This window comes from Dapis purpurea BLCC-M126 (genome assembly GCF_050015975.1).
In the GTDB taxonomy this organism is placed as follows: Bacteria; Cyanobacteriota; Cyanobacteriia; order Cyanobacteriales; family Microcoleaceae; genus Trichodesmium.
The window spans coordinates 126,063-142,558 of sequence record NZ_JBNHER010000260.1; the positions used below are offsets into that span (position 1 = coordinate 126,063).

The window sequence follows — 16,496 nt, forward strand, 5'->3', positions numbered from 1 at the left end:
AGGAAATTTTGGCTTTGATTTGGGCAGATTTGTTTTTGATTCTACTCCTTAGTTGGTACTTTTTTTATTTTGGGACTTACGCAAAGTAACGAAGAAACCCGGTTTATTGCCCCCCATCATTGTTCAAACTACAAAATTTCCTAGATGAACCTGATTTATGCCTAAATCCTGATTACCAATGGATAATTGATAATTACCTCTGGTTGAATCCTTTCGGTTTTAACCAAGTGGAGAAATCTTATTTCTTTTTGATAATCGGACTTGGTATAACGGATAGCTGATAGCTGACAACTGATAACTGATAACTGAAATCACCGCCACCATCGGGAAACGTCTTGAATAGCAATGACTGTGTTTTTGATTGCTTCTTCACCTCCTAAAGAAAAGATGACGGGAGTTAATTCTGTTATATCTGAGAGTAAGTCGGGGCGAGTCCGAAGGGATAGGGTGTGAAGGGTATTTTGCCAGAGTGGGTAAAGTTGAGTTTTTGGTATTTGTGAGAGTTTATCAGCCAAAGCACTGATAACTTTAGCGCGATTAAACTGATACCAAATATGTTGAGCAGTAGCCAGTGCTTCTGGTAATATTTCCGGTAGTTTATCAGCCAAAGCACTGAGAATTTGGGCACGATCATATTCATCCTGAATCTGTTGAGCGACAGCCAGTGCTTCTGGTAATAATTCTGATGTTAATTTATCAGCCAAAGCGATGAGAAGATAAGTGCGATGATGCTCATTCTGAATCTGTCGAACAGCAGCCAGTACTTCTGGTAATAATTCTGGTGGTAATTTATTAGCCAAAGCGATGAGAAATTCGGCGCTATGTAGCTTAGACTGAATCTGTTGAGCCATAGCCAGTGCTTCTGGTAATAATTCTGGTGTTAATTTATCACCCAATGCTCTGAGAACTTCAGCGCGATTATACTGATTCTGAATCTGTCGAGCAGTAGCCAGTGCTTCTAGTAATAATTCGGGAAATTTATCAGCCAATGCTCTGAGAACTTCAGCGCGATTATACTGATTCTGAACCTGTCGAGCAGTAGCCAGTGCTTCTGGTAATAATTCGGGAAATTTATCAGCCAATGCTCTGAGAACTTTCGCTCGACTATATTCATCCGAAATCTGTCGAGCGGTAGCCAGCACTTCTGGTAATAATTCGGAAAATTTATCAGCCAAAGCAGTGAGAACTTTCGCTTGATTATATTCATCCGAAATCTGTCGAGCGGTAGCCAGCACTTCTGGTAATAATTCTGGTGTTAATTTATTAGCCAAGACTTTGAGAAGATAGGCGCGACTATACTCATCCTGAATCTGTCGAGTAGCAGCCAGTGCTTCTGGTAATAATTCTGGTAATTTATCAGCCAAAGCAGTGAGAACTTTCGCTTGATTATATTCATCCGAAATCTGTCGAGCAACAGCCAGTGTTTCTGGTAAGATTTCGGGAAATTTCTCAGCCAATGCTCTAAGAGTTCGGGCGCAATGATACTCATCCTGAATCTGTCGAACGGCAGCCAGTGCTTCTGGTAAGATCTCTGGTGTCAATTTATCAGCCAAAGCTATGAGAACTTGGGCACGCTCGTCTTCATCCCGAATCTGTCGAGCAGCAGCCAGTGCTTCTGGTAATAATTCTGGTGTTAATTTCTCAGTCAAATCACTGAGAACTTGGGCGCGCTCGTCTTCATCCCAAATCTGTCGAGCCACAGCAAGTGCTTCTGGTAAGATCTCTGGTGTCAATTTATTAGCCAAAGCAGTGAGAACTTTAGCTTGCTTATATTTACGCTCAATCTGTCGAGCGGTAGCTAGTGCTTCTGGTAATAATTCTGGTAATTTCTCAGCCAAAACTCTGAGAATTTGGGCGCGATTATATTTACGCTCAATCTGTCGAGCTGTAGCCAGCACTTCTGGTAATATTTCTGGTAATTTATTAGCCAAAGTTATGAGAACTTGGGCGCGGGAATCCTCAAAACGAATCTGTCGAGCGGTAGCTAGTGCTTCTGGTAATAATTCGGGAAATTTATCAGCCAAAGCACTGAGAACTTGGGCGCGTTTATACTCATCCTGAATCTGTCGAGCGGTAGCTAGTGCTTCTGGTAATAATTCTGGTGTTAATTTATCAGCTAAAGTTCTGAGAATTTTAGCGCGTTTATACTCATCCTGAATCTGTCGAGCGGTAGCTAGTGCTTCTGGTAATAATTCTGGTGTCAATTTCTGAGTCAAACCACTGAGAATTTCAGCACGATTATACTCATCCTGAATCTGTCGAGCGGTAGCTAGTGCTTCTGGTAATAATTCTGGTGTCAATTTCTGAGTCAAACCACTGAGAATTTCAGCACGATTATACTCATCCTGAATCTGTCGAGCGGTAGCTAGTGCTTCTGGTAATAATTCTGGTGTCAATTTCTCAGTCAAACTACTGAGAATTTGAGCTCGATGATACTCAGACTGAATCTGTCTAGTTGTAGCTAGTGCTTCTGATAATAATTCTGGTGTCAATTTCTGAGTCAAACCACTGAGAATTTCAGCACGATTATACTGATTCTGAATCTGTCTAGTTGTAGCTAGTGCTTCTGGTAATAATTCGGGAAATTTCTCAGCCAAAGTTATGAGAACTTGGGCGCGTTTATACTCATCCTGAATCTGTCGAGTGGCAGCCATTGTTTCTGGTAATGTTTCGGGAAACTTATAAGCTAAAGAACTGATAGCTTTGGCACGATAGTACTCATCCTGAATTAGTTTAGTTGCTGCCATTGCTTCTGATAGGGCTAGTTTTTTTAAGTTAGCTGGCAAATAATCAACCAATTTTACCAGAGACTTTACTTTATCCTCTGGATAGGGCTTTTGTAATGCGTAAGCTAACCCTTGCTCTGGACTCCAGAAATCATTTTTCACCAAAGCCACCAACAAATTTACTGGTAAATTATTTGCCAAACTATTAATAGAAGCACTTATCAAAGCATAACGACATTGCCAACCAATAATTTCAGGCAACCGCTCTTCATCCCAGTTACTCTCTGCTAACTCCCAAGCACGAGCTACATTATTCATAAACAGTCCGGGTTTTCCCAAATTTTCGCACGTCTCATACCAACCATTAGTCCCGCTTTTCGACTCCTCTGCCAATAACCCATGAATTTCGTCTATTTTCCCTGCCTTTTCCAAATGCCAGATTAGATGCTGATGAATATAACCATCATTGGGTAAAGTATGCCAAAGATTATTTTCTGTTAACCTCCTGTATTTCTCCAACAATATTCCGTGAGCTTCAGTTAAACCAATACCCAATCCTGACAAATCAACTTTTTCTGTTGGATGTAACGGCGCAGTCAACAAATAACGTGCTAGATCGTGGAATAAGTCATGTAAACGATAAGTAGATTTGCCATCGGCTAAAACTACACCATCCAACAACAACGCCTTACTCTGCAAATACCCTAACTTATCTCTGGCATCCCGTTCATCCAACTCCCAAAGTATAGCCGTCATTTCCTGAGTAATCTGAACATCCTCCGGCAATATTCCCAACCAAATAAAATTCTCCCTAGTTTCCTCTGGCAGTTGCTTAATACTCAAATTCAAGGAAGCACTCAAACTCAACCGTTTTAAACTCCCTTCATCAGTAACATCCCCTGCACCTTCTCTATCCAAAGTTTTTAATTGCGCAATTTCCCCTTGAATATCCCCTAACAGCATTTCCCAAGACATACCATCTGCCACTTGAGCTGCTGCCAACTCCAAAGCTAAAGGCAAATATCCCAGTTCTTTAACCAAAACCTCCGCTTGTTTTGCTTCCTCTCCCCTAATTTCACGCCCTAACCTTTGACTGAGAAGTCCCATTGACTGGGATAAAGTCATCACATCCAGACTGTAAGTTTCAGCTTCTAAGATGTTGGCGATCGCCTTTTCCCTAGTCGTTACTAAAACCTGACAGCGGGAACCACCCAGATTAAATATTTGAGCATGATCTATATTCCAAGCATCATCTACCACCAACAGCACAGATTTATCAAAAAGTAAAGTCCGCAAATGATTAGCAGTGGCCTCCACACTTGTAGGTTTGAAATTATAGTCACCCAATGCTTGCACCCAACCACTCAGCATTGGTAAAATATTAGGTTCTTGGCCTAACGTTACCCAGAGAATACCATCAGAAAAACGAGATTGTATGTCGTTATCATAAGCTAAAGCGGTTGCCAGAGTAGACTTACCCACAGCACCCAAACCGTGGATAGCAGTCACCACAATAGCTTGGGTATCCGGTGAATTTCTCAGTAGGCGAGCTTTTAAGTTTTGAGTGTATTCGGGGCGATCTACATAATATCTTGGTAGAGGTGGCGCTTGGAAGATATTAATTATTGCCTTGGGAGTGTTGAGTGATGAACTAGGGATATTGTGTTCTGTCATATTATTTAGGACTTACGCAAAAACCATGTATATAGTGTTCAAAACTATAACGTTATAGTTTTTTGACTCTATATATAGAGCTTTTAGTAGCTTTGCGTAAGTTCTGTTATTAATTATCAAGTCTTTGTATTGTGGGCAAAATGCCCGCTAAGGGTTTACCTCAATGATATAAAACACCCTGTATTTATATATTCTTCAAGGAACTTGCCAAATACGTTGATGATATTCTTCTGGTTGAGCATAGGGATCAGCTATAGAATTATTATGCTCGTGACTATGTTGATGATGATGTGAGTGAGAATGGTCGTGACTATGATGATGAGTATGAGAATGTTCCTCGCCACCAACCGCAGCTAACCGAAACTTACACATTTCACAATTCATTTTTACTTCTCCTAATTGTGTTTCTATTTCCCTTTCTCGCAACAATTCTAATAATGTTGGATGCGCTCCCATTTCTGGCAAACAAGTCATGGAAATATCTGGATATTGTTCTTGTTGTTGAGCGGTAATATCAAATATTTTCTTGACCAAAACTCCCGTAAATAAAAAGTATGGTAAAACAATAATTCGCTTCGGTTTATATAATCTTGCTCGCCGAAAACCTTCTTCTAAACGTGGATGAGTAATGCCAATAAAACAGGTTTCAACTGTTAGATAACCACTACCTTCCCATAACATTCTAGCTAATTTATAGACATCTCCATTAGCATCAGGATCGCTCGAACCTCGCCCTACAAATAATAAAACTGTTTCAGAACGCTTAAAGTTAGTTGCATCTAATTCTGTAAGACGCGATCGCCACAGTTCTATAATCTTTGGAGTAATACCAAAATGTCGCCCATAATAGAATTTTATTTGAGGATGTCGTTGCTTTGCTCGGTCTAATTCATTAGTAATATCAAATTTATTGTGGCGAGCTGCAAATAACAAAATTGGCAAAGCAGATAATTCTGTATAACCTTGTTCTACACATTTATCTACTCCCTCTTTAATTGTTGGTCCTGTTAATTCCAAAAAACAAGGTATTACGGGTCGAGATTTATCTAAATTTTGATAAGCTGCAACAAAGTCTAAGAAAGTTTGTTTTCCTTCAGCATCTTTTGTACCATGACCTATCAACAATAAAGGTCTTTGTAGAGGTAATTGCTGTAACTTCTCTTCTGTAGATAAATTTCTTTTTTCTATAGTTGAAGTTAGCATTTCTTCTGTTTTGATTTTTGGGTTTTGATTGAAATATTTCATTAATTATACTTTTCCCGTGTCAGGCAGAAAATTAGTGTTTACAACTGACAATTAGGTGTTCTGGCTCATCGATTTCTTTTAATTAGTAAGCAATTATTAATTTTTTCTAGTTTGCTATTTTTATCGATTTACAGTTGCCGCACAGCCTCGGAATTTCACCACAGTTTCCCTAATTTATCAGTAAAATATGGGGCAGAAATTATTTTTGGCAAAAATTCTACGAAGTTTTTGCTATTTGACTAAATTTATATTATTTTAGATCATATAGGTATTCTAAATCATTAGTAAAATATTAAACTTCTAACTGTTTAAACAAGTAGGTGGACAAAATTATTTGTACATTCAGTTATCGGCTATATTCGTTTTGTTTCTTACCTGTCTTGAGTAAGTCTGTCTATAGTAAAAACTGCTCCAAAGCAAAATCTCTGTTTTAATTTTTTTCAGGTACTTAGCAGATAAGTAGGTGAGTATAGACAAATTTATGATTATATCATTTTGAAAAAATAATGTTACAAAACTCTAGTTATAGGCAACAGCTTCATAAGGCAAAATGCAGCAGAGATTTGCAGCAAACATTTATCATGCCTGGTATTAGAGGGCGGGTGAGTGAGAACTCTATCATGCTTAGATCAAGGCTATCGGTGAAACCCACTGGTACAATTTTTTAACGTTTATAGAACTTATATAAAGTTTAGTAGTATTATAGTTTTATAATATATTGAATTGATAATAATATAAATATTAGTATAGTAAAAAATTTAATACAAAATTTATTCAAGACTGATAATATCTTTTTTTATACTGATTAAATTTTAATTATAAACGCTACATATACTAATATGTTATGGCTTTTATCCACAATACCTACTATATATAGTGTCTTTGCGTAAGTTATGATTTAATTATACCTACCTACTCAGTTTTTACTATCCGTCATTCAAAGTCGTATCAATTTTATAAAAAATCATCATATTAAATTTCTTACTAGGTAGTAGGTAGAGTGGTAACTCAGAAATATATGAATTAATAGTTTTCCAGACGATTTTAGTATAACTATACTTTTTTGAATAAAATTCTTGAGTGCAGTCCCAATCCAAATCAAGCATTTTAACTGTGGTTAGCAAAACTAATAAATAGGGCTGGCTGATTAAATCTAAAAGCATTGACAGATAAAGGTTTTAGGCTTTTTTGAGCGAAAAAAAGTAGGGCTTATTCAGCTTGAGCAACCAGAAAGTTAGGGTTTTGAGGAGAATAATTGCAGAAAAATTGAGGGATTAAATATTCGACTAACTCCTCTAAATTCCCCATTTCTCCTGTCTCCTAACTTCCCCTCCTGGGAGGGTTTAGGGGTGGGTTGTCTCCTGTCTTCTCCCCTCAGGGCAAACGGATCTAAATTCTGGAAACTTCTGCCGTTAAGCTTTAGAGGGATAATGAGCATAAATACTTAGAAGTATGATATCCTTGCCCTGTCAGAACTTCAAAATAAGATGAGTTTGCCCTGCTCCTCCGCTCACCTATAAGACTTTTTCAGCAAACCCTAAATAAAACCAAAGTATCCTGTTACTCTCAAGACCTGTAGAGAATATTTGCAAATAAAACCAAAGTTGTAGATCTTTCCAGGTTTGTAGAATTGCGGTGGACAGAAAAATTAAGCCCGCATTAATCTTCGATATGGTGTGTGGTAGTGGAAAAATGTGGACATATTTACGACACAATAAAGTTATTTGGGATATATAGAAATAAAAATCTATACCACTCACTTCAATATTTATAAATTTGAAGGAACAATCATCTTACATTTATAGACATAATTTTATACTCTATCCAAACCAGTCTTAAGCTTAAAAAAATGTATGAGGATAAAACAATCTTTCACCTCTAACGGCAATTCTCAACCAGAGTTAGCCCATAATATACAAAAGTAATTAAGCAAAATTGGTGATAAAACGATAGAATCATAAGCCGTAGTATCTGACCACATAACCTGAAAATTAATATGAATGACACAACCAACGAATTACTCGAAAATATGCCCAGGGAGCAGAGAGTTGGGCAACTGCGCAACTTAATTGAAACCTTGCATATAGCTGATGAAGTGGCCAGTAAAGGCTATCTGATCACTAGCTCTGAGCTGGCCGATTTAATGGATATCAACGCCAGTGCAGTTACTAGCCGTGGAGACCATTGGGTATGGCGTAACTGGGTTGTATCTAGAGTTCGTCGTGAAGGAAACCAAAGTGCGATTCGTTTCTGCTAAAAGTTAGGGTCATAGTGCCAAGATGTGAGCAGAGTAAGGCCATTAGCCTTATAACTAAATGACCTTGGAGGTGAGATTCCTTCCGCCCAGGTGCAGGGTTGACAGCATCACCCCTACGGTAGCGATTAGCCATCAATCCGTAAAGCGGGGTGAAAAGGTGGTAAAACTAGCAGCTTAAGTTGGTTCCCATCGAGCAAAATACCCATTGGATAGCTATAGTGCGAAGATGTGAGTGAAGCGTCGTCACGTTCAGCCAGTGAAATAAGCTGTGACACTGGAGCCAAAAGGCAAAGGATAGGGAGTTAGCGAGATTTGGTTCGACTAACAAGCACTTCCCGTAAACCCGGCGCAAAGCATCATCCTAAAGGTATATAAATAAGGTCATTTGGAACGAAGTAACCCATGAAAAACTCTTGAATTATTAGTAGAAGAAGTCAGGAGTCAGGAGTCAGGAGTCAGGAGTCAGGATTTAAATTCTTGCTGTGACTATATTTGCCTAGGCTTTTGCAAGTACGACAACTCTTTGTTTCAGTCGAATACCTGATAACTGATAACTGAAAAAGCTGATAACTGATAATTGATCAAGTAGGTGCTAACCGTATGTTTGATTGGGAGGGATTGTGTCAGAAGCAAAAGCCCTTAGTTAATTTAATGGGATATGCAGACGGACACACGGTGATTTGGAATGTAGAGTTTGAGTAAGTAATTATAGATGTCTAATACGAGTTTAAAGACTACGGGGGAATGGAATAACTGGCGGGAAATTAACTGGTCAAAAGTTGAGCGTCAGGTCTTCAAGTTACAGAAAAGAATCTACAGAGCCTCTCAACGTGGTGATGTTATTGCAGTTCGTAAGCTCCAAAAAACATTAATAAAATCCTGGTATGGGAGATTATTGGCAGTGCGTAGGGTTAGTCAAAGTAACCAGGGTGAGAAAACAGCAGGATTTGGTGGTGTTAAGTCATTGTCTCCAGAAAAATGTTTTGCCTTGGCTAAAAGATTAAAACTAAATAGCAAAGTTAAATCCATAAGAAGCACTATTCAAGATCATGCGTGGCAAATACTTGTCAAGATAGCTCTAGAAAAGCAATGGGAAGCAAAGTTTGAACCCTATTCTTACAGGTTTAGACAAGGGGAATCATGTCAGGAGGCCATAGAAGCAATTGTTAATTGTGTTAAGCTTGAGCCTAAATATGTACTTAAAGCTGATATAGTTAATTGCTTTAAATGTCTCGACTATGAACAACTATTAAAAAAATTAGATACCTATCTCACCTTGCCCAAACAAATCCGAGCTTGGTTAAAGGGTGGGAAAGATTTGTTCCTAGCAGAGAAAGTAATTTCTCCACTACTGACAAACATAGCTTTCCATGGCATAGAAGAACAAATCAAACATTATGCTGAAACACTTAGTGAAAAATGTCAAGGTTTAAGTTTGATTCGTTATGCAGGTAACTTGGTACTAGCTCACGAAGATATTGAAGTAATTCAAAAATGCCAATATATAATTAGAGAATGCTTATCTGACTTATGTTTGGAATTCAAACCAAGTCAAATTATAATTTCTCACACACTCTATATATGTGGTGAAGAAGAACCTGGATTTGATTTCTTGGGATTTAATATCAGACAATATGAGGTGAGTAAAAATCAAAGTAAGCTAGGTTTTAAAACCAAAATTAAACCAAGCATGGAGAGTATCAGGAGTCATTATTGTCAAATCGCTGAGGTGATAGATAAACATAAGTCTGCGCCACAAGCTACCTTGATTAGACAACTTAACCCTTTGATTAAAAGTTGGGTAAGCTATTACTCGAAATTTGTGAGTAAGAAAACCTTCCAGGATTTGGATAATTTAATATTCCAAAAACTCTGGGGGTGGGCAAAAAGAAGACACACCAATAAAAATAATCGTTGGATTTGCCAAAAATATTGGCCAACTATAGGGGAAAAGAACAGAGAATTTTCTGTTAATGGCAAGAATGACAGTCAAGTTAGATTATTGAGACACGCAGACTGGATTTATTGGAGCAAATAAAAACCCACTTTTTCTGTTTCATTCATAAAGATAAAAAGACAAAGTGCAGACTGCAATTTATGGAAATTACCATAATGTAAAAACTGCTAATAATGGCAGTAGAGGTACTCTTTGAATTAGGGCCTAATCACTGAGGAGCCGGATGAGGTGAAAGTCTCACGTCCGGTTCTGAAGACGAGCAGTTCTGGTGATAGAATTGCTTAGTTTAACTTCTCTGGCAATTAGAAAGGGTAGATTAAATTTACCCATAACTTCCTATTTAATTAGGGGTTTTAAAATTAGCGATCGCTCCTCAGCTAAGAAGGTAAGCGATCGCTTAGTCCCTAATACCATTTCCCAAAACTAATGTTACATATTAATTTCTGTATCAAAAATTTGATTTGATATCATGTCCGTTGTTATCAGAATGTGTAAAAGTTGGGGAAATATCTACAATATTTAAGGTTTTTCCTTATAGGCTTTTTGTCGCACTGCCGATGAGTGAATTAAACTACCTTCCTGGTTTGTCTGTTCTTGAGCATCCTTGAGCAGGAAATAAGCTTTATTCATATTTAATAAATTCCTTCAAAGTGCTTACAGACTGTTCGTAACAGGTGGTGTAAGGGGGAGTCTATTTGTGTTACTGCCAGCCAATAACAGCATATTGACTGAGGAGAACGATCGCAAAAACAACTATCGCCTGTAGCAGGAGTTTTCTGATTAATCTCATAACTTATACCAATTTCGATCAAACAATGTTATACGAACTTTGTTTATAGAGAGTTCATAGATAACAGGGAACACCACGTCTCAAATTTGTAGCACAAATGGTACAAGATCATATTTTAGATAAATCTGTATAGTAATAGTACATAAAGGCTAAAAGCCTAACTATACCCTTAATTCACTACGATCCTTTGAATAATTAGTATAAATCTCAATTTTTAAGTCAAAATTAAGCTAAATTTCACAACTTACTCATGCTATTAGTTTTTTATAGATAAATAATAAAACGAATATTAATGGCAGAATAGTTTATGAAAAATCAATTCAAGAAATTATTATTTTTATTTCCCATAATTATAATCTTAAGTAGCTGTGGTGGATTCAATAATTCTACAAATACAGTAGCAGAAACTCAACAAATACAAGGAGCTACTACTACTTCAGCCAAACCATTTAATTATCAAAACTACAACTCAATTTTAAAGGAATATGTCAACGATCAAGGATTAGTTGACTACAAAAAATTAAAAGAAAATCGACAACAACTTGATGAGTTTAATTCAACCATTGGAGCTGTAACCACAAGCACTTATAATTCTTGGACAGATTCAGAAAAAATTGCTTTCTTAATTAATGCCTATAACTCTTTGACTTTAGAATCTATTATTGATAGTTACCCTACTAAAAGTATTAGAAGAATTCCTGGTGTTTGGAAGATTAGGAAATTCGAGGTTGCTGGGGAAAAAATGACATTAGACCATATTGAACATCAGGTTTTACGGAAAGAATTTAATGAGCCAGGAATTCATGTTGCTTTAGTTTGTGCTGCAATAAGTTGTCCCCCACTGAGAAAAGAAGCTTATACTGGTAAGCAACTAGAAAAACAACTAGATGATCAAGCTAAAAATTTTCTAGGAAATAGTCAAGGCTTCCGTATAGACAGTCAAAATAATGTTGTTTATTTCTCTTCAATTTTTAAATGGTTTGGTCAAGATTTTGAGAAGAATTATGGTCAAACTGAGAATATTAATGGTTTAAATAAAACAGAGACATCTATCGTAAATTATGCTCGTCAATATGTAAATTCTAATGCTCAAATTTTTTTGGACAAAGGTGGTTATAAAGTGAAATATTCTGATTATGATTGGTCTTTGAATGTTCAATAATATTATGTTTGCTTCAATACTTACAGCATATTTCAGATTAATGCATTAGAAGTGAAGGTGTAAATATTTTTTAGTTGTTACCTATCCTCCCATCCATCTTTTGTAATCTTTACCTCCTATTCTCTACTCCCTTAAACCATCAACATCTGTATAATTAATCAGGTTTTAAAAACTTGATAGTTGAATGCTTACTACTTATTAATAAGCAATAGATAAAAATGATACAATAAGCGAAAAGGAGGTTTATTTTTATCAGTATCAGCAAGATATTTTTTTTGATTACTTAGTTATAAGAGAATATAAAACTCTGTTTCATTATACGCAAATAAAATAAATGCTTTTAGAAAGAATATTAGTAATTATTCCTGTGCTTAACGAAGAACATACAATCACAAATGTAATTAAATCATTACACTGTTACGGATTAACTAAAATAATGGTAGTTGATAATGGTAGTACCGATAAAAGTGTAGAAAAATCCATTAATGCAGGTGCAAAAGTTATGCTAGAACCCATAGCAGGTTATGGTAGAGCTTGTTGGCGTGGCATTCAAAATACACCTTTAAATTGTGATTGGATTTTATTTTGTGATGGGGATGGTAGTGATGATTTAAAGCAACTACCAAAATTTTTGGAGGCTACTAATAAATATGATTTAATTTTAGGCAATCGCCGTGCTACTAAAATAGGCAGGTCTGCCATGACTCCTGTACAAAATTTTGGCAATAAATTAGCTACTTTTCTCATAGGTTTAGGATGGGGATATTGGTATCAAGATTTAGGTCCATTACGTTTAATTCGGAAGTCTAGTTTAGAGAGAATAAGAATGCGGGATCGAGGTTTTGGTTGGACTGTAGAAATGCAAGCTAGAGCCATAGAATGTGGTTTAAAAATTAGTGAAATTCCTGTTGGTTATCGTCGTCGTCAGGGTGGGCGTTCAAAAATATCAGGTACGATAAAAGGTAGCTTTCAAGCTGGGACTATTATTCTGGCAACTCTGGGAAAATTATACTTAAAACGTTTGTGGAAAATGATAAAATTACAGCGTAATATTAACAAATTAAGAAAGCCTAGACAGATTTAACGGAGTCATAAGTCAGAAGTTTTTTTTGTTAGGAAAATTTTCAGCAACCCTCCAAAAAAAATTTCCTTAAAATTTGGGGTTTGAGAACCAATTATCAAAATAATTGCTGGAAAAAATCTGTCGTTATTCAATTATTTTCCAAAAAATATTCGATTGATAGAAGTTAGTCAGTATAGATTTGTAACATTTATTTTGTATAAAAATAAAACGGAATGATAATTAACTAAAATTATTTTTTTGTAAGGATTAAGAGGTATTTCATGCCAAATTAATAAATGTTTACTACAAATATTAATACTGTTTATAGTAGTCAATAGTCAGTAGTCATTAGAAGTAGTTATTATTATCATTTTTTCCCTCAAATAATCTATTTGAAAAAAGCCTGCATCTGACTTAAACTATTTTAATTGACTAAACTATTCGTAACATTCTTTTTTCACGCTTGGTATAATGGCTGATAGCTGACGGCTGGATGCTTACGATTTTATTGTAACTATCTAGGGATTAATTTGCTTATCGTCAAAATTTGTAGACCTGTATAAAAAATCATAAAAATGCAGCAAAATATCAACAAATGGAAAAAGTAAATATCAATTCAATTACTGGGAAAAATCGACCGTTATTACTAAGTTCAATTTTGATATTAGTAGGAGCAATTATCATCATTCCCTATGGTGATTTTCAGCAACCTGGTACAGTAATAAAATTTTGGATTGCTATTAGCATAATGAGTTTAGGATTTATAATTTCCTGGACAATAAAATCAATTAATTCTGCCTGGTTTTGGAGTGTTACTATTCTAGCGAGACTAATATTAATTCCCATGGAAGCAGGGAATGATATTTGGCGTTATTTGTGGGAAGGTTACATTCAAAATTTGGGTTTTAGTCCTTATGATTTAGCTCCAAATGCTGTAGAATTAATTCCCTATCGAACAGAATGGTGGTCATTAATTAATCATCCTGATACTTCTGCTATTTATCCACCTTTAAGTGAATTAGGATTTCGGCTTTTAGCAGCAATTAACCCGTCAGTATTAATATTTAAGTTAGCTTTTATCTTGGCTGATTTAGGAATTTGTTGGCTATTAAGTAGAAAATTCAGCCTGGAAAAAATTTTAATTTATGCTTGGAACCCTTTAATTATTTACTCCTTTGCTGGAGGAGGTCATTATGATAGTTGGTTTATTTTCCCATTAGTAGCAGCATGGTTAGCTTTTGATAATTATCGTTGGTATTGGAGTAGTTTTTTAATTGGTATAAGTGTAGCGATTAAATGGATGTCATTACCAATTTTATGCTTTGTAGTTTGGCAGAAAATCTTAGATAAAGATGAGTCTAATACCAATAATATTTCCCAAATTGATGAATTAAACAGAACTATAAATTTAGCAAAAAGAGAACAAAAGTTAAGATTAGGCTGTACCAAATTAACTTGGAAGATTCTGTATCAGAAAATCAAACAAGCAGGTTTTTTATTATTAATTGGTTTATTACCAATGTGCATTGCTGCCCTGAATTTTTGTGAACCTGGAAAATGTTCACTTATTCCTACCAGTTCAAATTTTGTTGTTAAAGGTCGTAGTGCTGAATTTATTCCCTATTTAGTTAGCTTGATTTCGGAACAATCAACACAATATAATTGGATTTATGGGATTCCACTCGCTTTAGGAGTTGGAGTTTTAATTTGGAATACTCATAGATTTGTTAACTTTGCTGAATCTTATTTTTTTATACTATTAACTTTATCTCCAATAGTTCATGCTTGGTATTTTACCTGGTTAATTCCTTTTGCTGTAGCAACTAGAAATCTAGGTATAAAATGGGTAAGTTTATCAACATTTATTTATTTTATTTTGACATATAGACAAAGTTTAGGAGATAACAATTGGCTTTTAACTCCAATGGAAAGATATTGGTTATGGTTACCTTTAATAATCGGATTTATTTGGAGTTATTTGAAATATAAAAAAAATCTAGAATCCTCAAAGATAAACTCTGAATTATCTAGATAAATTAGATTATTTTGAAAAAAAGAATGTTACACGGGCTGATTTTATAAGCAAAAGGCAAGAGGTATTTGTGGTAAATATTTATCGTGAATTGTATTAGAGGCTATTCATCCTAGCTCTGTTCTCCTAACAATAGCATAACTATTTGTGGCAAATATTTATCACACTTAGTATTAGGTAGAATTCAATATTAGACATTTTCAGATTCTTCTGGTTTATTAACAAATCCACTAATAAAACTAGAAACCAGAGATAAAACAATTGCTCCAATAACTGCAGGCCAGAAACCATCTACTTCCAAACCAGGAGTAAAATATCCTGCTAATGAAAGAGAAATACCATTTACTACTAACAAAAATAACCCCAAACTAAGAATTGTCAGAGGCAAAGTTAGAATCGTTAAAACTGGTTTAACTATCGCATTTACTAATCCTAAAATAATCGCTGCAACTGCAGCAGCAGGAATACTATCAATTCTTACACCAGGTACAACAAACGCTGTAATTAAAAGTGATATAGTTGCCATCAACCAAGTCAATAAAAAACTTCCCATAGCTATTGTTTTAACCTCCTAATAAAATTGGAAAAATTATTTAGTCTAATTGGAATAAACCAACCTAAACAGTCTACTTACAGCAGATTTCATCTTGGTGAAGTACACCCATAGCGGGCAAGATGCCCGTACTACAAACATCTGTTAGCGTTTGCGGAGCATTCCGTAGGAAAGCTTTGCGTTAGCAAACGTTAATATTTGGGTAGTGGTAAACAAGTAATGATTTTGCTCGTCTAGCTTCTGATAATTTAAGGGATGTACCAACTAACATCCTTGCATCTTTAGCACTACCAATATTTGTACCTCATATACTTGGAATCTGGTGTATTATCCACCACCTCTTTCATATAGCAATAGTCAACTTACTGACAATGATTTTTCTGGCCAAGTGCTTTAGTCAGCAGAATTAGAAAATGCTAATCTTCAGTTAACTAATTTTACCAATACTGACTTACGGGGAGTAATTTTTAATTATTCCACTATAACTAGAGCAAATTTACATAGGATTGATTTTACTAATGCCGATCTATCTGATGGAGTATTTGTAGAGACAATAATGTTAGGTTCGATTTTTGATGGTCTAGAATTCTACCTCACCAGTATCGGAATTACTATATTCTGCTATGAAGTAAAAAAAATAGGGTGCTATTTTAACACCCTATTTTGAGATTAAATTAAGTTAAATACATAATTATAATTATTATTTACAACTTGAGACTGTTACTCTTTTTCCTCTCTGATTTAGATATTTCTGAAGATGCTCTTGTGATGTTACCCAAGACTTTAAATTAACATCCCAAAAAAAATTAATCCGATTCCTAATTCTGAGAGTATGAACCCTTTGAAAAGATACTCCTAGAAGTCTTGCTACATTAGTTTGAGTTAATTTATCTTTCATAGTTGATGAGTTAATTGAGATTTAAATGTTTTTGGATAAATTTAAAACTTGCATCTATAGTTAATGACTTATTCAGTCATTTCAGATGTTCTAATATCATCATATAGATTAAAAACAAAACCTTCAATAGTAAGATTAC

10 protein-coding genes and 1 pseudogene are annotated in these 16,496 nt (G+C 35.4%); 7 read left to right on the forward strand and 4 right to left on the reverse strand.

Annotated features, from left to right (window positions below):
- Positions 1-311: 311 nt before the first annotated feature.
- Both ACP6PL_RS23880 and ACP6PL_RS23885 read right to left on the reverse strand, forming a co-directional pair.
- Entirely contained in the window at positions 312-4,400 is a 4,089-nt protein-coding gene (locus ACP6PL_RS23880) for an NB-ARC domain-containing protein (RefSeq protein WP_426547788.1), read from the reverse strand.
- A 195-nt stretch (positions 4,401-4,595) separates the two neighbouring features.
- On the reverse strand, positions 4,596-5,645 hold the full coding sequence (locus tag ACP6PL_RS23885) for a sirohydrochlorin chelatase (RefSeq protein ID WP_426547789.1): 1,050 nt from the start codon (positions 5,643-5,645) through the stop codon (positions 4,596-4,598).
- 1,996 nt (positions 5,646-7,641) lie between these two features.
- Here ACP6PL_RS23885 and ACP6PL_RS23890 point away from each other — a divergent pair.
- The 6 genes from ACP6PL_RS23890 (at position 7,642) to ACP6PL_RS23915 (ending at position 14,909) form a co-directional block, all read left to right on the forward strand.
- A complete protein-coding gene (locus ACP6PL_RS23890; RefSeq protein ID WP_124147250.1) occupies positions 7,642-7,902 on the forward strand; it encodes a hypothetical protein in 261 nt (86 codons plus the stop codon).
- 712 nt (positions 7,903-8,614) lie between these two features.
- Positions 8,615-9,940, forward strand: coding sequence for a reverse transcriptase N-terminal domain-containing protein (locus ACP6PL_RS23895; RefSeq protein WP_426547790.1), 1,326 nt, complete (start codon positions 8,615-8,617; stop codon positions 9,938-9,940).
- 187 nt (positions 9,941-10,127) lie between these two features.
- The gene (locus ACP6PL_RS23900; RefSeq protein WP_426547791.1) at positions 10,128-10,286 is read left to right on the forward strand and encodes a hypothetical protein; all 159 of its coding nucleotides are present in this window, start codon (positions 10,128-10,130) and stop codon (positions 10,284-10,286) included.
- 670 nt (positions 10,287-10,956) lie between these two features.
- A complete protein-coding gene (locus ACP6PL_RS23905; protein WP_426547792.1) occupies positions 10,957-11,811 on the forward strand; it encodes a DUF547 domain-containing protein in 855 nt (284 codons plus the stop codon).
- Between the two features lie 334 nt (positions 11,812-12,145).
- Complete coding sequence (locus ACP6PL_RS23910) at positions 12,146-12,895, forward strand: glycosyltransferase family 2 protein (protein WP_426547793.1); 750 nt, start codon at positions 12,146-12,148, stop codon at positions 12,893-12,895.
- 574 nt (positions 12,896-13,469) lie between these two features.
- Positions 13,470-14,909, forward strand: coding sequence for an MptA/MptB family glycosyltransferase (locus tag ACP6PL_RS23915; RefSeq protein ID WP_426547794.1), 1,440 nt, complete (start codon positions 13,470-13,472; stop codon positions 14,907-14,909).
- A gap of 187 nt (positions 14,910-15,096) precedes the next feature.
- Here ACP6PL_RS23915 and ACP6PL_RS23920 read toward each other — a convergent pair whose 3' ends face one another.
- Positions 15,097-15,459 (reverse strand): phage holin family protein, encoded by a 363-nt coding sequence (locus ACP6PL_RS23920; RefSeq protein ID WP_426547795.1) that lies wholly within the window; start codon positions 15,457-15,459, stop codon positions 15,097-15,099.
- A 412-nt stretch (positions 15,460-15,871) separates the two neighbouring features.
- Here ACP6PL_RS23920 and ACP6PL_RS23925 point away from each other — a divergent pair.
- A pseudogene (locus ACP6PL_RS23925) lies at positions 15,872-16,126 on the forward strand (pentapeptide repeat-containing protein); the annotation flags it as partial.
- 33 nt (positions 16,127-16,159) lie between these two features.
- Here ACP6PL_RS23925 and ACP6PL_RS23930 read toward each other — a convergent pair.
- Positions 16,160-16,357: a hypothetical protein gene (locus tag ACP6PL_RS23930; RefSeq protein WP_426547797.1), complete on the reverse strand. Its 198-nt coding sequence runs from the start codon at positions 16,355-16,357 to the stop codon at positions 16,160-16,162.
- Positions 16,358-16,496: the final 139 nt, after the last annotated feature.